Genomic DNA, 23,703 nt, shown 5'->3' with positions numbered 1-23,703 from the left:
GGATCAGACCTGGTGCAGCGCCTCGTGCACGGCCGCCTGCTCCTCCGCCAGCCGCCGCTCCCAGCGGGGGTTGCCGAGTGCGCCGCCGAAGCCGGCGGCCTCGGTCACGCAGGCGAGCGCCCGGTCCGGCTGCCCCATGACCCGGTGCGTGTACGACAGCCCGACCAGGCAGCGCAGTTTCCCGATCCGGTAGCCGACCAGCGTCATCAGGTCGGAGGCCCGTACGAGGTGCTCCAGCGCCTCCTCCGGCCGGCCCATGGCGAGGTGGGCCTCCCCGAGCCCCATGCGGATCTGCGCCTCATGGGTGAGGTCGCCCACCTCCATGGCGTCCGCCAGCGCCGCGTAGAGAGGCTCGCACGCCTTCTCCGGACGCCCCGCGCCACGGTGGGCGTTGCCTGTCATCAGCAGCGCGTAGCGGACGCCCACCCGCGAGCCGATGCTCGTGGCGAGGGCGAGCTGGCGTTCGGCCCACGGGAGGGCCTCCTCGAAGCGTTCGCCCGAGATGTGCACGACGGCGAGGTTGCCCATCGCGCGCTGCTCGCCGAAGGCGTCGCCGAGCCGCCTGGCGATCGCCAGCGAGGCCCGCAGATGGGCGACGGCCTCGTCGGTGCGCCCGGTCACGCGCAGGGCGTTGGCGACGTGGTCGTGGGCGAGCTGCGTGCTCGCCTCGTCGCCGAGCCGCTCGCTGACCCGCAGGGCCTGCGCGTTCAGCGCGAGCATCGTCGTCATGTCGTAGGTCCGCTGCTGGTGCCAGGCGAGGCCGAACGCGAGGTTGATCCCCAGCCTGGCGATCGCGGCGTCGGGAGAGCTCATGGCCTGGGCGGCCGCGGCGACCAGGATGGGCTCCTCCTCGGAGAGCCACGCCTTGGCGTCCTCGAAGCCGGAGACCTGATGGGGAACGGCGTCCACGGGGGCGGCGGTCTGCACGCGGTGCGGGTCGATGACGCTGCTCGCCAGCCGCGCCGAGGCCGCGTAGTAGGAGAACACGCGGATGAGCGCGTCCCTGGCGCCGTCCGGCCGCAGCTCGCCCGCGAAGAGGCGGACGAGGTCGTGCGGCTGGTAGCGGCCGTGGTCGGCGCGGTCGAGCAGGTGGGCGTCGACCAGGCGTTCCAGACCCGGCTCCGCCTCCGCGGGCGGCACGCCGAGCAGCGCGCCCGCCACCTCGGCGGTCGCCTCGGGCACGTGCAGCAGGCCGAGCAGCGCGAGGATGCGCGCGGCCTGCCGGTCGACGGCCCGGCGGCCGCGTTCGAGCGCGGTGTGGCTGGCCGCGAGGCTGGAACGCACCGCCAGGTCGCCCACCGCGAGCTCGTGCAGGCGCCGCCGCTCGTCGCTCAGCCGGGCGGCCAGCGTCGCCACGGTCCAGTCGGTACGGCCGGCCAGGCGCGCGCCCGCGATCTTCAGGGCCAGCGGCAGGCCGTCGCACAACCGCACCAGGCTCGCCGTCTGCCCCGCGTCGGCCGCCACCCGGCCCGCGCCGGCGAGCCCGGCCAGCATCGTGGCCGACTCCGCGTGGGACATGCGGCCCAGCTCCAGCTGGAAATAGTCGTCGCCCCACGTCATGGCCTCGCGGCTGGTCACCAGCAACGAGTTGCCGAACGGCGTGGCCAGCAGCGGCCGGATCTGCGCCAGGTCCGCGGCGTCGTCGAGCAGCGCCAGCACCCGCCGGCCGTGCAGGCGGCTGCGCCACACGGCGGCCGCCTCGTCGAGGTCGGACGGCACGGCGTGGGGCGGCACGCCGAGCGCGCGCAGGAACCGCCCGAGCACCTCCAGCGCGGTGAGCGCGGGCAGCTCGGGCGTGGCGGCCCGGCAGTTGACGTAGAGCTGGCCGTCGGGGAACCGCTCTTCCACCAGGTGGGCGACCTGCACCGCGAGCGCCGACTTGCCGACGCCGGGCGGCCCCGTGATGATCACGAGGGGACCGGGCGGCGCGTCGTCCGCGGGCGCCAGGCGCTCCTTCAGCCGGCCGATCTCATCCGCCCTGCCCACGAACACCGCCAGCCGCCGCGGCAGCTGGTGCGGCGCCGGCGGCGGGAGCGGGCCCGCGTCGGCGCGCAGCACCATCTCGTGGCACCTGCGCAGCCCCTCGCCGGGGGACAGGCCCAGCTCCTCGGCGAGGACGACCCGGCCCTCCTCGAAGGTCTCCAGCGCCTCCGCCTGGCGCCCCGAGCGGAACAGCGCCGTCATGAGCAGCTCGCGCGCCCGCTCGCGCAGGGGGCGCTGGCGGGTCAGGTCTCGCAGCTCCTCGACGATCTCCGCGTGGCGGTCGAGGCGCAGCAGGCTCTCCGCGCGCTGCTCGACCGCCGACAGCCGGAGCTGCTCCAGGCGGTCGCGTTCCTGCTCCACGAACGGGCCCGACAGGCCGCTCAGCGCGATGCCGCGCCACATCCGCAGTGCCTGGTCGAGCGCGCGCACGGCCTGCCGGTCGTCGCCGCGCCGCTGCGCTCGATGGGCGTCGGCGACGCGCTCGCCGAACAGCACCGCGTCCACCTGGCCGGGCCGCAGGCGAAGGACGTATCCGGCGGACGTGCCCGCCAGCAGCCGCGACGGCTCACGGCGGCCGCGCGAGGGCTCGAAGGCGCGGCGTAAGCCGGAGATGTAGGTGTAGACGCTCTGCTCGGCGTTGCGCGGGGCGTCGTCGCCCCAGATGCCGGAAACGAGCCGGTGCATCGGGACGGGCCTGGCGGGGACGGAGGCGAGCAGTGCGAGAGTGACCTGCTGCCGGGCGGGGCCGAGATCGATGGGCTCGGCCTCCCGCTCACCGGTGACGGCCCCGAGCAGGCGGATGTAGATCTCTTCGCTCACGCGACCTCCCCGCTCCTTGATCACCCCAAAGCAGCGTCGTCGAAGCGATCACTGTAGATCAAATGTAGACGGCGCCGGATAGACTTGTGGATCAAGGCCGGGCTGGAGGAACACTTCGGAGCGGGGTTTGAGGGGCACACATGACGAGGGCGTGCCTCATCGTCCCGGGGAGTGTCGGGAGCGAGGTGCGGTGTCGCGCCCCTGACGCCGGGAGTGTGCCCCTCTGGCCGGATGGCCTCAGCAGCAGTCGCTGGAGTCCTGATTGGCGCCGACGGGGGACATTTCGGCACTCGCGGCCGTAACATTGCCCGCAAGGGTCGCAGCGACCATCATCGCGGTGACCAGTGCCGACAGGGCAATACGCATACGCATGGGGGTTCTCCCTCGCCTATGTGGGGGTTGCTCGGACTATATCTTCTCAGGGAGCGACGACTGTGACCACATCTGACCTGGTCGGACTCCGCATCAAGACAGTTCGGCGACAACGCGGCCTGTCACAGGCACAGCTGGCGCATCCCGAGTTGTCGGACAGCTACGTCTCATTGATCGAGAGTGGCAAGCGTACCCCGACTCCTGCCGTTCTGGAGCTGTTGGCCCAGAAACTGGACTGTTCGCTGTCATATCTGATCAACGGTGTGACCGCCGAGCAGATGGAGGACATCGAGCTGGCTCTCGGCTACGCACGGTTGGCGCTCGAGAACGGCGAGGTCGCCGAGGCCCGCACCCGCTTCCGTGAGCTGCTGGCCAACAGCAACCTGACAGGGTTGCCCACGCTTCGTCAAGACACCGAGTTCGGGCTGGCCCTCGCCACCGAGGCGGCCGGCGACCTCGACGAGGCGATCTCCATCCTCCTCAAGCTCCGCGAGGAGGAGCTGTCACCCGAGCGGCGCATCGAGGTCGCCATGGTGCTGTGCCGCGCCTACCGCGACAGCGAGCGGCTGACCGAGGCCGTCACGGTGGGGGAGCAGATGCTGGGCGGGAGCGCCCGCCTGCCGTGGACCGATCCGCTCGTCGAGCTGGCCGCGACCCTGCTGTCGGCCTACATGCACCGGGGCGACCTGCTCCGCGCCCGCCAGTTCGCGGCCGAGCTGCTCAACGCGGCCGACGCGCTCGGCACGCCGCGCTCCATCGTGGCCGCCAACTGGATGGCCTCCAACGTCGCCTACAACACCGGCCACAACGAGGAGGCGCTGTCCTTCGCCGAACGGGCCATGGCGGTGCAGCTGGAGAACGGCCATCCGCGCAGTGTCGCCAGGATGCGCCTCGCGCTCCTGCAGCAGCGGCTCAAGGCCCGGCCCGCCGAGGCCGCCGCCGTGCGCGACGAGCTGCGCGCGACGGTCGCCGAGTTCGAGCAGACCTCGACCAGCACGATCGACAAGGCCCGGGTCCACGTGGAGCTGGCCTACGCCGAATACATGACCGGCGACCTCGACAAGGCCGTCGAGCACGCCAAGATCGGCAGAGGGCTGGTCCCCGAATACGGGCACGTGCTGGGCGCCGAGGCCAATCTCCTGCTCGGCCGGGCCTACGGCTCCGTCGGGCGCTCGGCCGAGGCCGCCGGTCACGTGGCGTCGGTGCGCGACTGGCTGACCCCGCTGCCCGACTCCCGCCGCTCCGCCTCCACCTGGCTGGCCACGGCCGAGACGATCGAAGAGCTGGGCGATGCGGAGGGGGCCGTCGAGGCCTACCAGCGGGCACTGGCCTGCGCGGGTCTGTAGGCGGACCCCTGTATCGGAGCCCGCACATCGGGGTCCGGACCGGGCGGTGGCGTCGGTAGCCTTGAAGGTGCCATGAAGAGATCTCCGTTCGCGGTGCTCGCCGCGATTCTCGCCGCCCTGCTCGTGTCCGGCGCCGCTCCCGCCCTGGCCCACGACGCGCTCAAGAGCAGCTCGCCGGCCAGGGGCGCCGAGGTCAAGGCTCTCGACGAGGTCGAGCTCGAGTTCACCGCCAAGGTGCGCATGCCGTTCGTGATCGTGCGGGGTCCGGGCGACGACCAGCACCAGCTCGGCAAGCCCGAGCTGGACGGCGCGGTCGTGCGCCAGGCGGTCAAGGCGCCGCTGCCCGACGGAAAATACACGATCGCCTACCGGGTCGTGTCCTCCGACGGCCATCCGATCGAAGGGGAGATCCCGTTCCGGGTCGAGGGGGCGGAGACGCCGTCCCCCAGCCCCGGCGAAGAGACGGCGACGAGCGCGGCGCCCGCACCCGCGAGCAGCGTCGCGTCCGAGCCCGCAGCGCCCGCGGCCTCCTCGCCGTCCGCCGAGCAGGCGTCGGCTGAGCAGGAGGCCATGTTCCCCGTCTGGCTGATCATCGTGATCGGCGCGCTCGTCGGCATCGGCATCGGCTTCCTGCTCAGCGCGCGGAAGAAGAAGCCATGAGCCGGGCGGCGCGTCTCGCGCTCGCCGGTGCGGGGGCCGCGATCGCCGCCCTGGTGATCGGCATGATGGCCGGAGGCAGCGCCTTTCCCAAGATCATTCCAGGCCTGCCCGACGCCGGCGCGGTCGTCAGGTGGGGGCTGCCGCTGTCCAAGCTGCTCATGGACGCGGCCGGAGTGCTCACCGTCGGCCTGCTGCTGATGGCCGCCGTGCTGCTGCCCAACGACAAGGGCGTGCTCGGCAGGACCGCCGTCGACTACGTCAAGGCCAGCTCGTGGTCGGCGCTGGCGTGGGCCGGGTCGGCGTTCCTCGCCATCCTCTTCGGGGCCGCGGAGTCCATCGGCAGGACGGTGCCCCAGATCCTCGAGCGCACCATCCTGACCAGCTACGCCACCCAGACCACGCAGGGTGTGGCGCTGACGCTCGTGGTGCTGTTCGGGGTGGCGATCGCGCTGTTCTCGCGCGGCGCCATCACCGCCGGAGCCGCGGCGGGACTGCTGGTGTTCGCGCTGGCGACGCTGCTGCCCGCGCCGCTGACCGGGCACAGCGCCTCCTCGCCCAACCACGACCTGGCCACCTCGTCGGTGGCGCTCCACCTGCTCGCCCTCGCCCTGTGGGTGGGCGGGCTCGTCGTGCTGGCCGCGCACGCGCTGCGCCGTCAGCCGCAGCTGGAGGTGGCCGCCGCCAGGTTCTCCCGGATGGCCGTGTGGTGCTACGTCGGCGTGGGGCTGTCCGGGCTGTTCAGCCTGGTGGCGCGGCTGGGCGCGGTCTCCGACCTGTGGACGTCCGAATACGGCCTGCTGGCGGTGGCCAAGATCGTGGCGTTCGTGCTGCTCGGCTACGTGGGCTACTGGCACCGGCAGCGCACGATGGCCGACCTCGCCGCCGGCCGGCCACGGGCGTTCACCCGGCTGGCGGGCGGCGAGACGCTGCTCATGCTCGCCACCGTCGGGCTGGCCGTGGCACTGTCGCGCACGCGGCCCCCCGAGGTCGTCGTGCCCGCCGACCGGGCGTTCGAGCTGCTGGGCTTCCCCATGCCGCCGGAGCTGTCGCTGGCGAACGTGTTCACGCTGTGGTGGCTCGACCTGTTCTTCGCCGTGGTCGCCGCGGTCCTGGCCGGGCTCTACGGAGCCGGCGTCTACCGCTTGGCACGGCGCGGTGTCGCGTGGTCGTGGGGCCGCACGGCGGCCTGGTTCATCGGCGTGGCGCTGCTGGTGTTCGCCACGCAGAGCGGGCTGGCCCGCTACGCCAAGGTCATGTTCGACGTGCACATGATCGAGCACATGACGCTCTCCATGGTCGTGCCGATCTTCCTGGTGCTCGGCGGGCCGGTCACGCTGGCCCTGCGCGCGCTCAAACCCTCATCGAGGAGGGGCGACCGCGGGCCGCGGGAGTGGATCACCACGATCCTGCACAGCCGGTTCACCAAGGTCGTCACGCATCCCCTGGTGGCGACCTCCATCTTCGTGGCGTCGACGTACGCGCTCTATTTCACGCCGCTGTTCGAGTCGGCCATGCAGGAGCACCTCGGGCACATCTGGATGACCCTGCACTTCCTCATCAGCGGGTGCCTGTTCTTCTGGGTGATCGTCGGCGTCGATCCGGGGCCCCACCGGCTCCCGCACGTCTGGCGGTTGCTGATGCTCTTCGTCACCATGCCGTTCCACGCGTTCTTCGGCATCGCGCTGATGATGATGGGCGCGGTGATCGCCTCCGGATGGTACGAACAGCTCGGCCGCCCCTGGGGCGACACGCTGCTGCAGACGCAGCGCGACGGCGGGGCCATCGCCTGGGGGTTCGGCGAGATCCCGACGCTGATCGTGCTGCTGGCCATCGCGGTGCAGTGGTATCAGGACGACGACCGGCAGGCGCGGCGCACCGACCGCAGGGCCGACCGCTCCGGCGCCGGAGACCCGGAGCTCGACTCCTACAACGCCTATCTCGCCCGTCTCAACCGTGCTGACAAGGGCGAGTAGCCGTTCGGACACGGCCTTCTATCTTCTCAGTACACGCCTCAGGACCGCCGGGTAGCCTGACTTCCAGGGGAGACGGGCATAACCTCATTCGCCGGCGTGCGCAGCCTTGAGGGGGGATTGCGCACCGCGCGGTTGGGAGCGCCGGAGTGGGGAGCGGCGCGGGCCCGGGGTGCCAAGAGAGGCGAGACCATTGTCGGAAGAGACGCGGATGCGCGGGGGGCAGAGCCTGGCCGAGGCGCTGGAGGCCTGCCTCGTCGAGTGGTCGGAGCGCACGGGGATCGAGGTCGAGACCTGGGCGCTGCCCGCCACGGACGTGCCGTCGCGGGTGACACGCGGCGTCATGGCCGCGATGGGCGAGGCACTGTCGAACGTCGAGCGTCACAGCAGGGCCAAGACCGTCTCCATCGCCGTCACCGCGGGCAGGAGCGGGCTGCGCATGACCGTCAGCGACAACGGCAAGGGCTTTCCCGCGCCGGTGGCGGGGCGCGGGATCGCCAGGATGCGGGCGGCCTTCGCGGAGATCGGCGGGAGCCTGTCGGTCAACGGCGTGCCCGGAGAGGGCACCACGGTGACCGGGGTGGTGCCCATGCGGCGGTGACGGAGCCCCGCGGCGGTGACGGAGCCCCGGAGCGCGGTCAGGGCAGGGTGAGAATCTCGCTGCCCGTGTCGGTGACGACGATCGTGTGCTCGAACTGGGCCGTGCGCTTGCGGTCTTTCGTGACCGCGGTCCACTTGTCGGGCCAGATGTCGTAGTCGATGGTCCCCAGCGTCAGCATCGGCTCGATCGTGAACGTCATCCCGGGCACCAGCTCCACCCGCAGCGACGGGTCGTCGTAGTGGGGGACCATGAGGCCGGAGTGGAAGCTCGTGCCGATGCCGTGGCCGGTGAAGTCGCGCACGACGCCGTAGCCGAACCGCTTGGCGTACGCCTCGATGACGCGGCCCACGACATTGAGCTGCCGCCCCGGCGCGACCGCCTTGATCGCGCGCATCATCGCCTCGCGCGTGCGCTCCACCAGCAGCCGCGACTCCTCGTCGACCTCGCCCACGAGGTAGGTGGCGTCGGTGTCACCGTGGACGCCGCCGATGTAGGCGGTGATGTCGACGTTGACGATGTCGCCGTCGCGCAGCACGGTGTCGTCAGGGATGCCGTGGCAGATCACCTCGTTGATCGACGTGCACAGCGACTTCGGATAGCCCTTGTAGCCGAGCGTGCTCGGGTAGGCGCCGTGGTCGATGAGGAACTCGTGGCCGATCCTGTCGAGCTCGTCGGTCGTGACGCCCGGCCGGACGTTGTTGCCGACCTCCTCGAGCGCCTGGGCGGCGATCCTGCCCGCCACGCGCATGCGCTCGATCATCTCGGGGGTCTTCACGTCGGACTCGCCGGTGGTGGGGCGCTTCTTGCCGACGTACTCCGGCCGCTCGATGTGGGCGGGGACCTTTCGCATGGGCGAAACTCGCCCTGGCTGGAGCAGTGTCGTCATGAAACATGAGTCTACGGGGCAGAATTGACCCCGTGAGCGAAGGCCAGTGGTGGTTCTGCCTCAAGCACATGAGGGTCGAGCCCGACAAGGGGTGTCCCAACAAGGACCGGATGGGGCCCTACGCGTCCGAGCAGGAGGCCGCCGGGGCGCTGCAGCGCGCCGCCGACCGCAACAAGGCATGGGATGAGGCCGAGGAGGACGACGACTAGGGCACGACCGCGTAGGCCCTGACGGGAAACGTGCCCAGGCCGGCGATCATCGGCGGCGCGGCGTGGAAGCGGAAACCCTCGTCGGGCAGCTCGTCCAGCCCCGTCAGGTGCTCGACGATGGGGATCCCCGCGCGCAGCAAGATCGAGTGGGCGGGGCGTTCACCGTGCGGCGGGGTGTCGTCGATGTTGAGCGAGTCGATCCCGACCAGCGCCGGACCCTGCCCCGCCAGCCAGGCCGCCGACTCGGGCACGAGGTGCGGGTGACCGTGGACGTAGGCGTCGGTGCCGAAGTGGCGGTCCCATCCCGTGTGGATCAGCACGGCCCGGCCGCGTACGTCCAGCGCCCGGTCCAGGGTCACCGCGCGCTGCCCTCCGGCCCGGATCACCAGGCCGGGAAGGTCGGCCAGTTTCGTCAGCGGCACCTGCGAGAGGTCGTCGCCGCCGGCGTAGCGGTGGTGCGGGGTGTCCACGTAGGTGCCGGTGTTGGCGGCCAGTGTGATCACGCCGATGTGGAACTCCGTGCCCGGCGCGTACACGCTGCGCGAGTCCTCCCGGCTCAGGTGCACCCCGAGTTCCGGGGCGGGGACGCCGGGACAGGTGGTCATCCCCTCGACGATGCGGTGGCTGAGCTCGATGATCACGCGGCACCTCCTAGTCGGTCACCTGGGGGCCGCTGACCTTCTCCAGCAGCCGGGCCAGGCGTTGGCGCAGCCCCGGGCGCCGCTCCACCTCGCCGGCCGCCGCGCTCACCAGGTGCTGCGCGCCGTCGAACGTCACCAGCCCGCCGCGCGGCACCGCGATCGCGTCGTGGGCGAGGCCGGTCAGCTCGGCGTCGCCGCCCTCGATCGCCAGGATCGTCGCGCCCGAGCGCCGCGCGTCGTCGACGCGTTCGAGCAGCGGGACCGGGGCCTGCTCCTCGGCCAGCACGAACAACGTCTCGCCCCGGGCCGCCCGCTCCAGGCGGTCGAGGCCGACGCGCAGGTGGGGGGGAGCGTCGGTCGGCGGTGTCCAGCGCACCAGGGTGGGTGCGAGCTGCGTCAGCCCGGAGTATCTGGCCTCGTCGCTGAGATGCGCGGTCAGGTGCCAGGGCTCGTCGTCGGGCGGGCCGACCAGCAGCAGGCCGCCGGGCGAGCGGGTGGCGCGCAGGGCGAGCCCCAGCTCGCGCGCGCGGTCGATCCAGCCGGTGTCGGCCAGGAGCTCGCGCAGGAGTGCCACCGATCCTGAGTCCATCCACCCATGGTGCCCGACGTCGTACTTCCGGGGTGGCTGATTCGGGAGTGGCGTGCGGACACGAGGCGGATCTACCAGTCAAATCGGGCCTTGACAGAGGGTTACTTGCAAGTAACGATCGGGCTCGCGGCGCCGCCGTCCCCGAGCGTGTGATCCTCAAGGAGAGGGGCGGCACATGACCTCACGTGTCCGCGTCAGCATGTCCGTGATCCTGTTATCGATCATGTCCCTCATCACCACCCCCGCCCGCGCCGCGACCGCCGGCGACGTGGTCTCGGCCCAGCCCGCCACCGTCTACCTGCTGCCGGGCAGGCTGCTCGAAGTGCCGGTCAACGCCTGGCACGTCCTCTACCACTCCACCTCCGCCACCGGCTCGCTCAGCACGGTCTCCGGCACGCTGCTCGTGCCCGAGGGCCGCTACCCGTTCGGCACGCGCCCGATCGTCGGGTACGCCGTCGGCACCCACGGGCTCGGCGACCAGTGCGCCCCCTCCGCCGCCATGAGCCAGGGCCGGGAGGCCGAGCTCGCGCTGGTGAGCCTGTTCCTGCTCAAGGGGTTCGCGGTCGCGATGACCGACTACGAGGGGCTCGGCACGCCCGGGCCGCACACGTACATGGCCGGGATCTCGCAGGGGCACGCCGTGCTCGACTCGATCAGGGCGGCCACCCGTGTGCCCGGCGCCGGGCTGTCGAGCCGGGCGCCCGTGGCCGTCATGGGCTACTCCCAGGGCGGCGCGTCCGCCGGATGGGCCGCCCAGCTGCAGCCCGCGTACGCGCCCGAGCTGCGGCTCAAGGGCGTCGCGGCCGGCGGCGTCCCCGCCGACCTGTACGCCGTGGCGAACCACCTCGACGGCGGCGACGACTTCGGGCTGGCCGCGGCCGCCGGTGTGGGGCTCGACGCCGCCTACCCCGAGCTCGACCTCGAGGCCGACCTCAACGACCGGGGCCGCGCCCTGCTCGCCGACGCCGCCGACGACTGCGTGGGCGACCTGGACAGGCTGGCCGGGCTCCGCTTCTCCGACCTGAGCCCGATCGACCTGCTCGGCCAGCCGAAGTGGCAGGCGCGCCTGGCGGAGAACCGGCTCGGGTCCGCGGCCCCGCAGGCGCCGATGTTCCTGTACCACGGCACCGGGGACGAGATCATCCCGCTCTCGGTGGCATCGACGCTGCGCTCGGAGTACTGCCGGGCCGGGGTGACCGTGCGCTGGGTGTCGCTGCCCGCGCCCGACCACGTCACCGGAGCCATCGAGGGCGGGCCGCTGGCCGTCGAGTGGCTGGCGCTGCGGATGTACGGGCTGCCCGCGTCCGGCAACTGCTGACTCGCCGGGCGGGGCTCGCCGGGTTCGCCGCCGTCGCCGGTGTTCCTTCTCGCCGGGCTCGCTTGGGGCGAGCCCGGCTGCCGGTACGGAGGGGCGGAGCTGGCATGATCTGGCTATGACTGACGTTAACGGGCTTTCCATCGGCATCCTCGGCGGCACCGGCGACCAGGGCAAAGGGCTGGCGCGGCGGTTCGCGCTGGCGGGGCATCGGGTGCTCATCGGGTCGCGCAGCGCCCAGCGAGCCCAGGAGGCGGCCGACTCCATCGGGGCGGGTGCGACGGGCGACGAGAACGCCGCCGTCGCCTCCCAGGCGGACCTCGTGATCGTCGCGGTGCCGTACGAAGGGCACAAGGCGCTGCTGGAGTCCCTGCGCGCCGAGCTGGCAGGCAAGATCGTGGTCGACTGCGTCAACCCGCTCGGGTTCGACAAGCAGGGGGCGTACGCGCTGCCCGTCGAGGAGGGCAGCGCGGCGCAGCAGGCCGCCGCGGTGCTGACCGAGAGCCGGGTGGTGGCGGCCTTCCACCACGTGTCGGCCGTCGTGCTGATGGACCCGTCGGTGGAGAAGGTGGACCTCGACGTGCTGGTGCTGGGCGACGACCGCGAGGCCACCGGCACGGTGCAGGCCCTGGCCGAGGCCATCCCGGGGGTGCGGGGCGTCTACGGCGGACGGCTGCGCAACGCCCACCAGGTGGAGGCGCTGACCGCCAACATCATCTCCGTCAACCGCCGCTACAAGGCGCACGCCGGACTGCGCATCACCGACATCTGACCCACGGCAGGAAAGCGCCGGGCGGCTGGCCGCCGGGGATCCGGCTCAGAGCCAGCCGGCGTCCTCGGCGATGCGGATGGCGTCGATCTTGTTGCGGGCGCCCGTCTTGGTGATCGCCCCGGTCAGGTAGTTGCGTACGGTGCCGGGTGACAGGTGCAGGCGGGAGGCGATGTCCTCGGCGGACGCGCCTCGGGCCGCCTCTCTGAGCACGGTCGACTCCCTGGGCGTCAGCGGGCTCTCTCCATATTCCATCGCCGACGAGACCAGCTCGGCGTCCAGCACGCGCAGCCCGGCGGCGGTGCGCCTGACGGCGTCCGCGAGCCGGTCGCCGGGGGCGTCCTTGACCAGGAACGCCTCGATGCCGGCGGCCAGCGCCCTGCGCACCTGGCCGGGCTGGCCCATGGCGGTGAGCACGAGGATCCGGCAGGACGGCAGGCGCTCGCGCAGCTCCGCGGCGGCGGTGATGCCGTCGACGACCGGCAGGTCGATGTCCACGACGGCGACGTCGGGGCGGGTCTCCATGGCCCTCGGCACGATCTCGTCGCCGCGGGTGACCTCCGCGACCACGTCGATGTCGGATTCGAGGCCGAGCAGGGCGGTGAGGGCGGCGCGGATCATGTGCATGTCCTCGGCCAGCAGCACCCTGATCATGCCGCGACCTCCATGGCCAGCAGGAAGCCGCCGGCCCCCGTCGCGGTGGCGGCGCAGGAGCCGCCGGCCTGCGCGGCCCGCTCGGCCAGGCCCGTGAGCCCGCCGCCGCGCGGCCCTGAGCGGGTCGGCGCGCCGTCATTGGCCACCTCGAGGCGGAGCGCCCCGTCGTGCAGCGACGTGGTGATCGTGCACGTCGTGGCCCTGCTGTGGCGCAGGACGTTGGTGACCCCCTCACGCACCGCCCAGGCCAGCGCCTCCTCGGAACGCCTGGGGAGCGGTACGTCGGCCAGGTGCGCCTGAGCGTCCACCCCGGAGGACTCCAGCAGCGCCACCGCCTTGTCGACCTCACCGGCCAGCGACAGCGCCCGGTAGCCCTTGGCCACCTGCCGCACGTCCTTGGCCGCCTCCCTGGCCACCTGCACCAGCTGGCCCACCTCCGCGCGGGCCGAGCCGGGGTCGCCGTCCATGAGACGGGCGGCCAGGTCGCCCTTGAGCGCGATCGCGGTGAGGCTGCGGCCGAGCCCGTCGTGCAGGTCGCGGGAGATGCGCAGGCGCTCCTTCAGCACCGCGGCGTCCGCCAGCTCGGCCCTGGCCTCCTCCAGCTCGGCCGTCACCCGGACGAACCGCACCAGCGCGTACGTCATCGCGCCCGTCGTGGGCACGGTGACCACGTAGAAGGCGACGATCACGGGCGCGGCCCCGCTGAGGGAGAGGATGGCGCCCTCGTACAGCATCATGAGCCCCACCAGCGCGCCGCCCCAGCGCAGCGGCAGGAACACCAGCAGGGTTCCGGCCAGCATCGGGGCCGCCACGGCAGACCAGCCGCCGGGCAGCAGCTCGGGCAGGTAGGTGGCGACCGCCTGGAGCACGAGCGCGAGAGGGAAGAGCGGCGGGCGCCCACCGCGCAGCGCTGCCCGCATGTTGAGGGAGTAGGTGGTGACCACGGCCGTGATCGCGATCGCGGCCAGCACGCCGTAGCCCGCACCATGCTGGAAGTAGAGCAGCGCGATCATCGTGTAGGCGCATGAGACGGCGACGATCAGCCCGGTCGCGAGCCGCCTCGCGGATGACGAGATCACAGGGAAGATTATGACCTGCGGGGTTCCCAGCGGAACCACAGCCGGATCGCGGCCAGCCCGGCCAGCGTCCACCCGGCCAGGACCAGGAGGGGCACGACGAGGTCGCCGGTCCTGACGGCGTCGACGACGGCCGTGGTCGGCAGCAGGTCGAGGACGGGACGCAGCCATGAGGGCAGCGGGATGGAGCCCATCGCGCCCGCGGAGACGCCCGCCACCAGGAACACCGGCGTGGTGAACGCCGCCGCCAGCTCCGCGCGCGGGATCGCGGCCGTGTACGCGGCGCCGAGGAGGGACAGCACGGCCGAGCCCGCGATCGTGACGGTGGCGAACGCGAGGGGGTTCGCGGGCAGCGGAACGTCGGCCACGAGGTGCACGGCCAGCGTGCACAGCACGATCATGGCGACGGCCTGGGTGGCGGTGCCGGCGATCTGGCCGGTGAGGATCTGCGCGTCGGTCAGCCGGGTCGCCCGTAGCCGTTTGAGGATGAGCTGGTCGCGGCGGCCGGCCAGGGCGACGGCCACGTTCATGAACGCGGTGATCGCCAGCAGCAGCGCGAGCGTGCCCTGGAAGATGTGGGTGGCGGCGGCGGCGCCGTCGGAGGTCACGTTCCGCATGAGGGCGGGCATCCCCACGGCCAGCCCGACGGGCGTGATCACCGAGGCGAACACCATGGACTTGTCCCGCCAGAACAGGCGGGTGCCGAGACGGTAGGTGGCGGCCATGCTCATCGGGCGCTCCTGGACAGGTCGAGGAAGAGGTCTTCGAGGGTCGCTGTGCGGACCTCCAGGCCGGACAGGCGCACGCCGCGCGACGCGGCCCAGCTGAGGAGCGTCTGCGCGGCGAGGTCGGGATCCTCGGCGCGGCAGACGGCGCTGCCGCCCTCCAGGGTGACCGGCAGCGGCAGGTCCGCGGGACGGACCCGGGCGGGCATGCGGAACGCCACCCGCCCGCTCCGCGCCGCGAGCGTCTCCGCCATCCCGCCGGAGGCCACGATCTCGCCCCTGTCCATGATCGCCAGGGCGGAGGCCAGGCGCTGCGCCTCCTCGAGGTAGTGGGTCGTCAGCAGGACCGTGGTGCCCTGCCCGGCGAGGTCGCGGACGACCTCCCAGGTTGTCGCCCGCGCCTCGGGGTCCATGCCGGCCGTCGGCTCGTCGAGGAACAGCACGTCGGGGCGGCCCAGCAGGGCGAGCGCGAGGTCGAGCCGGCGCTTCTCGCCGCCGGAGAGCTGGCGCACCTTCGTGGCGGACCTGCCCGCCAGCCCGGCCAGCTCCAGCGCCTCGTCGCGCGGGCGAGGAGCGGCGGTGAAGTCGCGCCAGGTGTCGACGGTCCGGGCGACCGTCAGGTCAGGGAAGAACCCGGCCTCCTGCAACATGATCCCGACGCGCCGGCGCGCGGCGGCCCTCTCGGCCCAGGGGTCGAGGCCGAGCACCCGCACCGTGCCGCCGTCGGCGCGCTGGAAACCCGCGAGCACCTCGACCGTCGTGGTCTTGCCCGCGCCGTTCCTGCCGAGCAGCGCGAAGATCGTGCCCTCGGCCACCTCGAACGAGACGTCCTTCACCGCGGGGAAACCCTGATGGCTCTTGCTGAGCCCGGTCACGTCGATCGCTGTCATGGATCCGACTATCGCCGGACGCGATCGCGGACGGCAGTGAAGAATTCACGACTTCCCGGAGAGCTTGAGCAGCGCGTCGGTGACGCCCTCCGGATCGATCACCTGGTGCAGGTGCTGGCCGGGCAGGCGGGTCACGGGCCAGCCGCGCCGCGCGGCCTCCTCGGCGATCGTGTCGTACGGCGGGCCGTACCACAACAGCGAGCACCTGACGTCGTCCCACCCCGCGGGCACGGGCAGGGACTGCGTGTAGTAGTCGAGCGGCAGCCGCGGCTGCTCCGCCGCGACCCGAACGCGTACCGCGGGATCGGGCAGCAGGGCAACCACGTCCTCTTCGTCCCACCAGTCGGTCCAGCGCGGAAGCATCCCGCCGGGGCCCGCGAGGTCGCGCAGGAACGGCAGGAACCCTTCGTCCGCGACCTTGACCAGCCCGTCGCGCGGAGGGAGGTGCGCGTCGGCGAACACGCAGGCCACCACCCGCCCGTCGAGCCCCTCCTTGATCAACGGCAGGAAGAGTCCGGCGTTGCTGTGCCCGGCCAGCACCACGCGGGTGCCGGGGGCGGTGGCCGCGCGCACCTTCTCCACCATCCGCGGCCAGTAGGGCGCCTCTCCCGCGGTCACGCCGGTCAGGTCGGGCACCACCGCCGCATGCCCGCGGCGCTCCAGCGACTCGGCCACGGGAGCCCAGGTCGAGGGCCCGACCGCGGGGCTGTGCACGAGTACGAAGGTCGTCTCCATGACCCCACCTTGTCAGACGACCAGGGTCCTACGGGAGACCGATTTGTCCGATCCGTCGTAAACGGCCCAGGCCGCGGCGAGGTCGTTCACCGCCCGCGAAAGCTCGTCCTCGGGGAGCAGGAAGTGCAGCCGCATGTGGTCGGCGTGCCCGCCCGCGGGGTCGAACGACCTGCCCGGCGGCACCGCGACCCCGTGCCGGAGCGCGACCTGGGCGAAGGAGCCGACGTCGCCCCGCGGGATCCGTACCCAGAGGGTCTGGCCGCCGAGCGCGGGCTCGGACGACCACGACGGCAGGCGCTCGCGCAGCTCGGCGCGGAGATGGTCGTGGAGGCGGCGGAACGTGCGCACGCGGGCGGCGCGTACCTCGTCGAGGCGGCGGAGCAGGGCGACGGCGGCGAGCTGGCTGACGACCTCGCCGCCGAGGTCGTGCACGGCCCGCAGCCTGGCCAGCCGCGCGACCAGCGGCGCCGCCGCGCGGATCCAGCCCACGCGCAGCCCGCCCCAGACGAGCTTGCTCAGGGAGCCGACCGTGATGACCTGCTCACCCCGCCCGTAGGCCACCAGCGGCGGCGGCGTCTCACCCGAGAAGCACAACTCGGCGCGGACCTCGTCGTCGATCAGCGGCACGTCGTGCTCCGCGGCCAGCGCGGCCAGCCGCCTGCGCGACGGGACGTCCATGACGGCGCCGTCCGGGTTGCGGGCGGTGGGAACGAAGTACGCCAGCGCGGGACGCTCGCGCATGGCCGCGCCCGCCCGCTCCGCCGTCACCGGCCGGATGGCCGCCGCCGCGTGCCTGAACACCTCCAGCGCACCCGGGTAGGTCGGCGTCTCGGCCAGCACGGTGTCGCCAGGGGCCAGCAGCAGCCCGGCGAGCAGGGTGAGCGCCTGCTGCGCACCGGTCGTCACGATGATCTCATCGGGTGTCGTCGGCACGCCGCGCCCGCTGTAGTAGGCGGCCAGCGCCTCCCGGAGGGAGGGATCGCCGGCCGGCTGGTAACCCAGGCCGCGCAGGCCGGCCAGCCGCGCCCCGGCCTCCGCGTACGCCTCGAACAGCGCCTCCGGCGGGTCTGGCGGCGCGGCGCACGTGAGCAGCCGCACGCCGTCCGGCGGATGCAGGATGTGCAGCAGCAGCGGGTTGGCCGCCACGCCGTCGGCGGACCGCGTCGCGGGCAGGTCGAGTGCGGCCACCCGGGTGCCGCTGCCCTGCCGGCGCACCACGAGCCCTTCCTGCTGGAGCAGGTCGTACGCCGCCACCACGGTGCCCCGGCCCACCGCCAGCCGCCTGGCGAGCACGCGGTCCGGCGGGAGGGGCTCGTCCGGCGGCAGCACGCCGTCGTCGATCAGCGCCCGCAGCCTGACGGCGAGCAGCAGGTACAGCGGCCCGCGTCCCGACGCCCAGCGGCCCAGCAGGTCGACGAGGTCATCATGATTGGCCCCATTCATGGACCAATTCTGCGGCATTGGCCCTGACATCGAGTCCCTTTTATGGGCGATCCTTAGCCTATGAGCGAATTCCGCCCTGAAACGCGGGCCGTGCACCCGCCTCAGCCGGCCGTCGAGGGCAGCCGTCCGATCAGCGTTCCCATCTACCAGACCTCGGGGTTCGTGTTCGAGGACCCCGCCGTGATGGCCGCGTCGATGGGCCGCCCCGACGGCGCGTTCGTCTACGGGCGCTACACCAATCCCACCGTCCGCTCCCTGGAACTGGCCGTCTCCGGGCTCGAAGGCGGCGCCGGAGCCGTGGCCACCGGATCCGGCATGGGCGCGATCAACACCGTCCTGCTCGGCCTGCTCAAGCCCGGCGACCACATGGTGGCGCAGCGATCCCTCTATGGCGGGACCGCCGCCATGCTCAACGAGCTGACGGGCAGGTTCGGGATCGCGGTCACCTACGTGCCGGAGAACGACCCCGCGGCCCTGCGCGCCGCCGTGCGGCCCGAGACCAGGCTCGTCTACCTGGAGACCATCAGCAACCCGATGACCCTCGTGGCCGACCTGCCCGGGATGTGCGCGGCCGCGCGCGAACTGGGCATCCTGTCCGTGGTCGACAACACGTTCGCCACGGCCATGCTCTGCCGGCCCATCGAGCACGGGGCGGACGTCGTGGTCCACTCCACGACCAAATACCTGTCCGGGCACACCGACGTGGTCGGCGGGCTCGCCGTCTTCGCCGACACCGCACTCTACGAGAAGGTGTGGCACTTCTCGATCGAGCTCGGGGCCTCGGCCGACCCGTTCGCGGCCTGGCTGACGCTGCGCGGGCTGCAGACGCTGGGGCTGCGCATGGAACGCCACTGCTCCAACGCCCACCACCTGGCGGTCCGGCTCGCCGAGCACCCCGCCGTGACGGCGGTGCACTGGCCGGGGCTCGCCTCGCACCCGTCGTACGAGCTGGCGGTCAAGCTGCTGCCGGGGTTCGGCGGGGTGTTCGCGTTCGACCTGGCCGGCGGGCGCGCGGCCGGGGAGAAGTTCATGAGCTCCGTACGCCTGGCGCTGCTCGCCCCCTCCCTGGGCGGCGTCGAGACGCTCATCCTGCACCCCGCCACCACCTCACACCGGTCGCTCAGCCCCGAGGAACTGGCGCGCAGCGGCATCGGCGAAGGCACGGTGCGCATCGCGGTGGGCATCGAGCACCCCGAGGACCTGTGGTCCGACATCGCCCAGGCACTGGCATAGGGTCGGGTTCCGCGATCAGATCTGCAACGACGAACGAGGGGACAACGTGACCACCGTCGCCCACGAACACGTGCTGGCCGCCGCCAGGAGGATCGACGGCCTCGCGCTCCGCACCCCGGTGCTCGAGATCTCACCCGGGCTGTTCTTCAAGCTCGAACTGCTCCAGCACTCCGGGTCCTTCAAGGTGCGCGGGGCGTTCAACCGCATCCTGTCGGCGGGCGAGCCGCTCGCCGACGGGGTGATCGCGGCCAGCGGCGGCAACCACGGGCTGGCGGTGGCGTACGCGGCCCGGGAACTGGGCGTGCGGGCCGAGATCTTCGTCCCCGAAGTGACCAGCCCGGTGAAGGTGGCGGGGATCGAGGCGCTGGGCGCGCACATCACGCAGACCGGCGCCATCTATGCCGAGGCCGCCGAGGCCGCCGCCAAACGCGCCGCCGAGACCGGCGCGCTGACGGTGCACGCCTACGACCAGCCCGAGGTGATCGCCGGGCAGGGCACCACCGGGCTGGAGATCGTGGAACAGACCGGTGGTGTGGACACGGTGGTGGTGGCCGTCGGCGGCGGCGGCTTCGCCGCCGGCGTCACGCTCGGCACGGCGGCTGTGTCGAGCGTTTCCGGGACGGGGCCGCGGATCGTCGCCGTGGAGCCCGAGCAGATCCCGACCCTGCGGGCGGCACTGCAGGCGGGCCGGCCCGTGCCCGTCGAAGTGAGCGGTGTGGGAGCCGACGCGCTCGGCGCCTCCAAGATCGGCGGCCTGGCCTTCGAGATCCTCTCCGGGCCCAGGGTGGAGAGCGCGCTGGTGACCGACGAGGCGATCGTGGCCGCCCGCCGCACCCTCTGGCAGCGGCACCGGATCGCGGCCGAGCCCGCCGGCGCCGCCGCGTACGCGGCGCTCCTGTCGGGCGTCTACACACCGAGCCCGGGGGAGCGGGTGGCGGTCGTCGTCTGCGGCTCCAACACCGATCCCGCCACCCTGGCCGCCTGACTGCCCGTGAGCCGCGCCGGCCCCGGGGCGAGCGGAGCCGGCGCGGCTCGCGGCGCGCGCGTCACGATCATGCGCGGTCCCCCCGGGACGCGGGGTGCGCACCCGGCACGGACGCCCAGACCCGGAACGTTCATGTCCCGGACAGTCCAGCCCGTTCGTTCGTGCCGGGTTGTTCGTGTTCTGGCCGGTCGGGCCCCGTTCGTGCATGTGGAGGAGGTTCGTGTCCCGGCCGGTCGGACCCGTTCGTTCTCGTCGGGGACGTTCATGTCCGGCCGGTCGTTCGTGCCGCGGACGTATGCTGCCCCGGCGGAGGCCGGGTCCGACGGGGAGGCCGGTGCGCCGGGGTCAGCGGTAGGTGTGCTCGGGCGCGGGGAAGGCGCCGGAGGTGACGTCGGCGGCGAAGGCGCGGACGGCGCGGTCCATCTCGGCGGCCATGTCCGAGTACTGCTTGACGAACTTGGCCGGTCGCGGCGTCAGCCCCATGAGGTCCTGCCACACCAGCACCTGCGCGTCCGTCGACGGGCCCGCCCCGATCCCGATCGTCGGGATCGCCAGCGACGTCGTCACCCGCTGCGCCAGATCGGCCGGCACGCACTCCAGCACCACCGAGAACGCCCCGGCCCCCTCCAGGTCCTTGGCGTCCGACATGAGCTCGTCTCCCGACTGGCCGCGCCCCTGGACGCGGTAGCCGCCCATGACGTTGACCGACTGCGGGGTCAGGCCCAGGTGCGCCATGACCGGGATGCCCGCCGAGACCAGCGCCTCGACCTGGGGCACGGTCCGGCGGCCGCCCTCCAGCTTGACCGCGTGCGCGCCCGCCTCCTTCATGAAGCGCGCCGCCGTCTCCAGCGCCTGCTGCGGAGAGGACTGGTACGACCCGAACGGCAGATCGGCGACCACCAGCGCGCGCGACGAGCCGCGTACGACGGCCGCCGTGAGCGGCAGCAGGTCGTCGACCGTGACGGGGAGCGTGGAGTCGTGGCCGAAGACGACCATGGCCGCCGAGTCGCCCACCAGCAGGACGGGGATGCCCGCCGCGTCGAACACCCTCGCCGTCATCGCGTCGTAGGCGGTGACCATGGGCCACCGCTCTCCGCGCTCCTTGGCGGCGGCGAGGTCGCGGACGGTGACGCGGCGTCCGGCGGCGCCGCCGTACAGCGTGGTTGAAGAGGACATGTGTCATCGCTCCAGGAAGGTCTCGAGGCGCCCCGGTGGCGTCCCCGGACTCCTCCGATGATGGCACGCGCGGAAAACCAGTGGCAGAACTGTCGGGGCCTCTTGCCAGAATCAGCGCGGAGGTAACGCACACCATGGCTCTCGACCCCTACCGGCGCCTGCTCAGGATCCCGGGTTTCCCCACGTTGCTGGTCGTGGGGCTGCTGGCGCGCATCCCGTCCACGGCGGTGGGCATGGCGCTGACCCTGCACGTCGCCACCACGCTCGACCTGGGCTTCGCCAGGGCCGGGCTGGTCACCATGGCCAGCACGATCGGCATGGCGATCGGCTCGCCGCTGGCGGGGAGGTTCGTCGACAAGCACGGGCTGCGTCCCGTGGTCGCCGTCACGACCGTGGCGCAGGCGGTGTTCTGGGCGTGCGCGTGGGCGCTGCCGTTCCCCGTCCTCGCCGTGGCGGCGGCGGTGGCGGGGCTGCTGGGGCTGCCGGTGTTCAGCGTGACGCGGCAGTGCCTGGCCGCCATGGTGCCCGAGCCCCAGCGGCGCAGCGGCTTCGCGCTCGACTCGATGCTGGTCGAGCTGTCCTACATGACCGGTCCCGCGCTCGCGGTGGCCGGGGTCACGACGCTCGGCAGCGGCCCGACGATGGCCGTCATCGGGCTCGGGGTGACGTCGGCGGGTGTGGCGCTGATCGTGCTCAACCCGCCCACACGCTCGGCCGACGAGACGGCGGAGCAGGCGGTCCAGGTGCCCAGGAGGCAGTGGGTCACGCCGGCGTTCGTGGCTCTGCTCGGCACGGTCGCGGCGGCCACGTTCGTGCTCACGGCGGCCGAGCTCGCTCTGGTCGCCACCATGGAGCACGCCGGCGAGACAGCGTGGGTCGGCCTCGCCGTGGCCGTCTGGGCCGTCTACTCCCTGATCGGCGGTTTCCTGTACGGTGGCCTGTCTCGCGGGTTCTCGCCGCTGCTCCTCATCGGAGCCATGGGCTTGCTGACCGTTCCCGTGGGGTGGGTGGGGGGCGGCTGGCACTGGCTGGTCCTGGCGTTGCTGCCCTCGGGCATGCTCTGCGCGCCCTCCCTGTCGTCCACCGTCGACGTGCTCACCCGCTGGGTGCCCGCAGGGGCGAGGGGTGAGGCGATGGGCTTCCACGGCACCGCGCTGCTCGTGGGTGGTGCCGTCTCGGCGCCGGTCGCGGGGGTCGTCATCGACGGAACGGGTCCGGCATGGGCGTTCGCCGTGGCCGGCCTGGCGGGGGTGACCACGGTGATGATCGCCCTCCCGTTCTGGCGCCGCCGCCCGATGACCTCCACCGCGCCGAGCCGGCCGGCTGCGCAGCTGCCGGAGGGCGGTTCCACGGCGCCGGTCCAGACGGTTGCCGGGACACCGGTGGAGACGGTTGCCAGGACGCCAGAGGAAACGGCTGCCACGGCGCCGGTCCAGACGGTTGCCACGGCGCCGGTGGAGATGGTTGTCGCGGCGCACGTGGAGCAGGTGGCCGTGGTGCCGGTGGAGGGGATGTCCGGCGTGCAAGGAGAGGTGGTCGTCCGGGCGCAGGAGAAGGACGCCTCCTTTGCGCCGGTGCCGGAGCCTCCAGTCCTGGTGGAGGACGCTCCGGCACGTCAGGACCCCTCTGACTTCAGTTGAACAGGTCGTGAAGGTTCTGCGTGGTGGCCGCGCAGGTGAGCCAGGTTTCGAGTTGGTCCAGGTCGGTGCAGGAGATGATCCGGGCGCGGGTGTCTTCCGGGATGTCGAAACCGCGTGCCGTCAGCACGAGCAGCACCGATCTGGCCGCTTCCTCCGCCTTACCTGCGGTCCGGCCTTCGGCTTTGCCTTTGTTGTGGCCTTCCTCCAGGCCGCGGCCATAGTGCTCGCGTGCGAAGGGGCTGTAGACGGGCCAGTCGGTGGACGTCATGATCTCCTCCATGAGGCGCCGAATTTCGGGCGCGGCCATGCTGTAGGCGTATTCATAGTACTTCGGAGCGTGTTCGTCGCGCGTGTCCGCCAGGGCTATGGCGAATGCCTCGACGACTTTGCGGCTGAGGCCGTGGACCATGACGGACATGGCTGCCAGGTCCAAGCGTTCGGCGGCCTGCTGGGGGTCGGTGATGGCGGGAATGCCGTCAGGCCCCAGCGCCCGCGCCTGGAAGCGGTAGCCGGCGAGCCCGGTGTCGATGGGCTGCGCGTAGTGGTCGGCCACTCCTTGGTCAGCGGAGATGACGAGCACGGTGACATCGCACTTCAGCATCAGCCACAGCGATGCGGCGTAGCGTGCCAGTTGCCGGGGCTCTTTGGATTTGTCCTGTTGGATCTCCACGATCACGGCATGGGTGAGGCTTTGTGGCGGCCCCAGGGTCAGGACCAGGTCGGCCTCGATGTCGTCGGAGTTACGGGTGTTGAAGGTCGCCTTTTCGATCTGGATGAGCGGGGTGCAGGGGAGGTCCTCGCCCATGAGATCTCGCAGGATCTCCACCACGAGCTGGGGGCGATCGTGGAACAGCTTGACGAGGGTGTCATGTCGGGGGGACGGCATGGCGCTCATTGTCACATGAAGATCACTGAACGTGATGGGCATTCGCGTGATCGCCGGCGGAACTGTGGGGCGACGGGTGTCGATCTTCTGCACGTTTCAG

22 protein-coding genes are annotated in these 23,703 nt (G+C 72.3%); 10 read left to right on the top strand and 12 right to left on the bottom strand.

Annotated features, from left to right (window positions below; translation table 11 throughout):
* Nucleotides 1-3: 3 nt before the first annotated feature.
* Entirely contained in the window at nucleotides 4-2,802 is a 2,799-nt protein-coding gene (locus tag E1292_RS18370) for an AfsR/SARP family transcriptional regulator (RefSeq protein WP_165974607.1), read from the bottom strand.
* A 392-nt stretch (nucleotides 2,803-3,194) separates the two neighbouring features.
* Here E1292_RS18370 and E1292_RS18365 point away from each other — a divergent pair, with 392 nt between their 5' ends.
* The 4 genes from E1292_RS18365 (at nucleotide 3,195) to E1292_RS18350 (ending at nucleotide 7,751) form a co-directional block, all read left to right on the top strand.
* The gene (locus E1292_RS18365; protein WP_342775671.1) at nucleotides 3,195-4,520 is read left to right on the top strand and encodes a helix-turn-helix domain-containing protein; all 1,326 of its coding nucleotides are present in this window, start codon (nucleotides 3,195-3,197) and stop codon (nucleotides 4,518-4,520) included.
* 72 nt (nucleotides 4,521-4,592) lie between these two features.
* Entirely contained in the window at nucleotides 4,593-5,180 is a 588-nt protein-coding gene (locus E1292_RS18360) for a copper resistance CopC family protein (RefSeq protein ID WP_132596431.1), read from the top strand.
* Nucleotides 5,177-7,153: a bifunctional copper resistance protein CopD/cytochrome c oxidase assembly protein gene (locus E1292_RS18355; protein ID WP_132596430.1), complete on the top strand. Its 1,977-nt coding sequence runs from the start codon at nucleotides 5,177-5,179 to the stop codon at nucleotides 7,151-7,153. Before E1292_RS18360 ends, E1292_RS18355 begins: the two co-directional genes overlap by 4 nt.
* A 208-nt stretch (nucleotides 7,154-7,361) precedes the next feature.
* Entirely contained in the window at nucleotides 7,362-7,751 is a 390-nt protein-coding gene (locus tag E1292_RS18350; RefSeq protein ID WP_132596429.1) for a sensor histidine kinase, read from the top strand.
* Between the two features lie 37 nt (nucleotides 7,752-7,788).
* Here E1292_RS18350 and map read toward each other — a convergent pair whose 3' ends face one another.
* The gene (gene map, locus E1292_RS18345) at nucleotides 7,789-8,637 is read right to left on the bottom strand and encodes a type I methionyl aminopeptidase (protein ID WP_132596428.1); all 849 of its coding nucleotides are present in this window, start codon (nucleotides 8,635-8,637) and stop codon (nucleotides 7,789-7,791) included.
* A 5-nt stretch (nucleotides 8,638-8,642) separates the two neighbouring features.
* On the opposite strand from map, the gene E1292_RS18340 reads away from it, so the two are divergent.
* Entirely contained in the window at nucleotides 8,643-8,846 is a 204-nt protein-coding gene (locus E1292_RS18340; RefSeq protein ID WP_132596427.1) for a hypothetical protein, read from the top strand.
* Here the strand turns inward: E1292_RS18340 and E1292_RS18335 are convergent.
* Both E1292_RS18335 and E1292_RS18330 read right to left on the bottom strand, forming a co-directional pair.
* Nucleotides 8,843-9,487, bottom strand: coding sequence for a cyclase family protein (locus tag E1292_RS18335; protein ID WP_181958253.1), 645 nt, complete (start codon nucleotides 9,485-9,487; stop codon nucleotides 8,843-8,845). The genes E1292_RS18340 and E1292_RS18335 overlap by 4 nt on opposite strands.
* Nucleotides 9,488-9,497: 10 nt before the next feature.
* Entirely contained in the window at nucleotides 9,498-10,076 is a 579-nt protein-coding gene (locus E1292_RS18330; RefSeq protein WP_132596426.1) for a hypothetical protein, read from the bottom strand.
* 175 nt (nucleotides 10,077-10,251) lie between these two features.
* On the opposite strand from E1292_RS18330, the gene E1292_RS18325 reads away from it, so the two are divergent.
* The gene (locus E1292_RS18325) at nucleotides 10,252-11,394 is read left to right on the top strand and encodes a lipase family protein (RefSeq protein ID WP_132596425.1); all 1,143 of its coding nucleotides are present in this window, start codon (nucleotides 10,252-10,254) and stop codon (nucleotides 11,392-11,394) included.
* Between the two features lie 115 nt (nucleotides 11,395-11,509).
* Nucleotides 11,510-12,163, top strand: a complete 654-nt coding sequence (gene npdG / locus E1292_RS18320) for an NADPH-dependent F420 reductase (protein ID WP_132596424.1) — start codon at nucleotides 11,510-11,512, stop codon at nucleotides 12,161-12,163.
* Nucleotides 12,164-12,208: 45 nt separating this feature from the next.
* Here npdG and E1292_RS18315 read toward each other — a convergent pair whose 3' ends face one another.
* Genes E1292_RS18315 through E1292_RS18290 form a run of 6 tightly spaced genes read right to left on the bottom strand, consistent with a single transcriptional unit; the run spans nucleotide 12,209 to nucleotide 17,683 of the window.
* Nucleotides 12,209-12,814: a response regulator transcription factor gene (locus E1292_RS18315; protein WP_132596423.1), complete on the bottom strand. Its 606-nt coding sequence runs from the start codon at nucleotides 12,812-12,814 to the stop codon at nucleotides 12,209-12,211.
* Complete coding sequence (locus E1292_RS18310) at nucleotides 12,811-13,893, bottom strand: sensor histidine kinase (RefSeq protein ID WP_165974606.1); 1,083 nt, start codon at nucleotides 13,891-13,893, stop codon at nucleotides 12,811-12,813. Before E1292_RS18310 ends, E1292_RS18315 begins: the two co-directional genes overlap by 4 nt.
* A gap of 8 nt (nucleotides 13,894-13,901) precedes the next feature.
* Complete coding sequence (locus tag E1292_RS18305; protein ID WP_132596421.1) at nucleotides 13,902-14,621, bottom strand: ABC transporter permease; 720 nt, start codon at nucleotides 14,619-14,621, stop codon at nucleotides 13,902-13,904.
* Nucleotides 14,618-15,505, bottom strand: coding sequence for an ABC transporter ATP-binding protein (locus tag E1292_RS18300; RefSeq protein WP_132596420.1), 888 nt, complete (start codon nucleotides 15,503-15,505; stop codon nucleotides 14,618-14,620). Before E1292_RS18300 ends, E1292_RS18305 begins: the two co-directional genes overlap by 4 nt.
* A 45-nt stretch (nucleotides 15,506-15,550) precedes the next feature.
* Nucleotides 15,551-16,240, bottom strand: a complete 690-nt coding sequence (locus tag E1292_RS18295) for an alpha/beta fold hydrolase (RefSeq protein ID WP_132596419.1) — start codon at nucleotides 16,238-16,240, stop codon at nucleotides 15,551-15,553.
* 12 nt (nucleotides 16,241-16,252) lie between these two features.
* The gene (locus E1292_RS18290) at nucleotides 16,253-17,683 is read right to left on the bottom strand and encodes an aminotransferase-like domain-containing protein (protein WP_132596418.1); all 1,431 of its coding nucleotides are present in this window, start codon (nucleotides 17,681-17,683) and stop codon (nucleotides 16,253-16,255) included.
* A 60-nt stretch (nucleotides 17,684-17,743) separates the two neighbouring features.
* Here E1292_RS18290 and E1292_RS18285 point away from each other — a divergent pair, with 60 nt between their 5' ends.
* Both E1292_RS18285 and E1292_RS18280 read left to right on the top strand, forming a co-directional pair.
* Complete coding sequence (locus E1292_RS18285; protein ID WP_132596417.1) at nucleotides 17,744-18,916, top strand: trans-sulfuration enzyme family protein; 1,173 nt, start codon at nucleotides 17,744-17,746, stop codon at nucleotides 18,914-18,916.
* 46 nt (nucleotides 18,917-18,962) lie between these two features.
* Nucleotides 18,963-19,901, top strand: a complete 939-nt coding sequence (locus E1292_RS18280; protein WP_220446913.1) for a serine/threonine dehydratase — start codon at nucleotides 18,963-18,965, stop codon at nucleotides 19,899-19,901.
* A 345-nt stretch (nucleotides 19,902-20,246) separates the two neighbouring features.
* Here E1292_RS18280 and panB read toward each other — a convergent pair whose 3' ends face one another.
* Nucleotides 20,247-21,077 (bottom strand): 3-methyl-2-oxobutanoate hydroxymethyltransferase, encoded by an 831-nt coding sequence (gene panB, locus E1292_RS18275; protein WP_132596416.1) that lies wholly within the window; start codon nucleotides 21,075-21,077, stop codon nucleotides 20,247-20,249.
* A 134-nt stretch (nucleotides 21,078-21,211) separates the two neighbouring features.
* Between panB and E1292_RS18270 the strand changes: the two genes are divergently transcribed.
* The gene (locus E1292_RS18270; RefSeq protein ID WP_220446912.1) at nucleotides 21,212-22,717 is read left to right on the top strand and encodes an MFS transporter; all 1,506 of its coding nucleotides are present in this window, start codon (nucleotides 21,212-21,214) and stop codon (nucleotides 22,715-22,717) included.
* On the opposite strand, the gene E1292_RS18265 is transcribed toward E1292_RS18270, so the two are convergent.
* Nucleotides 22,710-23,696 (bottom strand): RpnC/YadD family protein, encoded by a 987-nt coding sequence (locus tag E1292_RS18265; RefSeq protein ID WP_246090179.1) that lies wholly within the window; start codon nucleotides 23,694-23,696, stop codon nucleotides 22,710-22,712. The genes E1292_RS18270 and E1292_RS18265 overlap by 8 nt on opposite strands.
* Nucleotides 23,697-23,703 lie beyond the last annotated feature (7 nt).

Origin of the sequence: Nonomuraea deserti, from assembly GCF_004348685.1 — a bacterium.
GTDB classification, from domain to species: Bacteria; Actinomycetota; Actinomycetes; order Streptosporangiales; family Streptosporangiaceae; genus Nonomuraea; species Nonomuraea deserti.
The sequence above is the reverse complement of the archived record's forward strand: the minus strand, read 5'-3'. Positions and strand labels throughout refer to the sequence as shown.

Excerpts from the sequence above, each read along its gene's own strand:
- E1292_RS18355 (WP_132596430.1), top strand. The coding sequence starts at position 5,177 with ATGAGCCGGGCGGCGCGTCTCGCGCTCGCCGGTGCGGGGGCCGCGATC.
- E1292_RS18285 (WP_132596417.1), top strand. The coding sequence starts at position 17,744 with ATGAGCGAATTCCGCCCTGAAACGCGGGCCGTGCACCCGCCTCAGCCG.
- panB (WP_132596416.1), bottom strand. The coding sequence starts at position 21,077 with ATGTCCTCTTCAACCACGCTGTACGGCGGCGCCGCCGGACGCCGCGTC.
- E1292_RS18305 (WP_132596421.1), bottom strand. The coding sequence starts at position 14,621 with ATGAGCATGGCCGCCACCTACCGTCTCGGCACCCGCCTGTTCTGGCGG.
- E1292_RS18290 (WP_132596418.1), bottom strand. The coding sequence starts at position 17,683 with ATGAATGGGGCCAATCATGATGACCTCGTCGACCTGCTGGGCCGCTGG.
- E1292_RS18330 (WP_132596426.1), bottom strand. The coding sequence starts at position 10,076 with ATGGACTCAGGATCGGTGGCACTCCTGCGCGAGCTCCTGGCCGACACC.
- E1292_RS18340 (WP_132596427.1), top strand. The coding sequence starts at position 8,643 with ATGAGTCTACGGGGCAGAATTGACCCCGTGAGCGAAGGCCAGTGGTGG.
- E1292_RS18315 (WP_132596423.1), bottom strand. The coding sequence starts at position 12,814 with ATGATCAGGGTGCTGCTGGCCGAGGACATGCACATGATCCGCGCCGCC.
- E1292_RS18270 (WP_220446912.1), top strand. The coding sequence starts at position 21,212 with ATGGCTCTCGACCCCTACCGGCGCCTGCTCAGGATCCCGGGTTTCCCC.
- map (WP_132596428.1), bottom strand. The coding sequence starts at position 8,637 with ATGACGACACTGCTCCAGCCAGGGCGAGTTTCGCCCATGCGAAAGGTC.
- npdG (WP_132596424.1), top strand. The coding sequence starts at position 11,510 with ATGACTGACGTTAACGGGCTTTCCATCGGCATCCTCGGCGGCACCGGC.
- E1292_RS18350 (WP_132596429.1), top strand. The coding sequence starts at position 7,362 with ATGCGCGGGGGGCAGAGCCTGGCCGAGGCGCTGGAGGCCTGCCTCGTC.
- E1292_RS18325 (WP_132596425.1), top strand. The coding sequence starts at position 10,252 with ATGACCTCACGTGTCCGCGTCAGCATGTCCGTGATCCTGTTATCGATC.
- E1292_RS18295 (WP_132596419.1), bottom strand. The coding sequence starts at position 16,240 with ATGGAGACGACCTTCGTACTCGTGCACAGCCCCGCGGTCGGGCCCTCG.
- E1292_RS18360 (WP_132596431.1), top strand. The coding sequence starts at position 4,593 with ATGAAGAGATCTCCGTTCGCGGTGCTCGCCGCGATTCTCGCCGCCCTG.
- E1292_RS18300 (WP_132596420.1), bottom strand. The coding sequence starts at position 15,505 with ATGACAGCGATCGACGTGACCGGGCTCAGCAAGAGCCATCAGGGTTTC.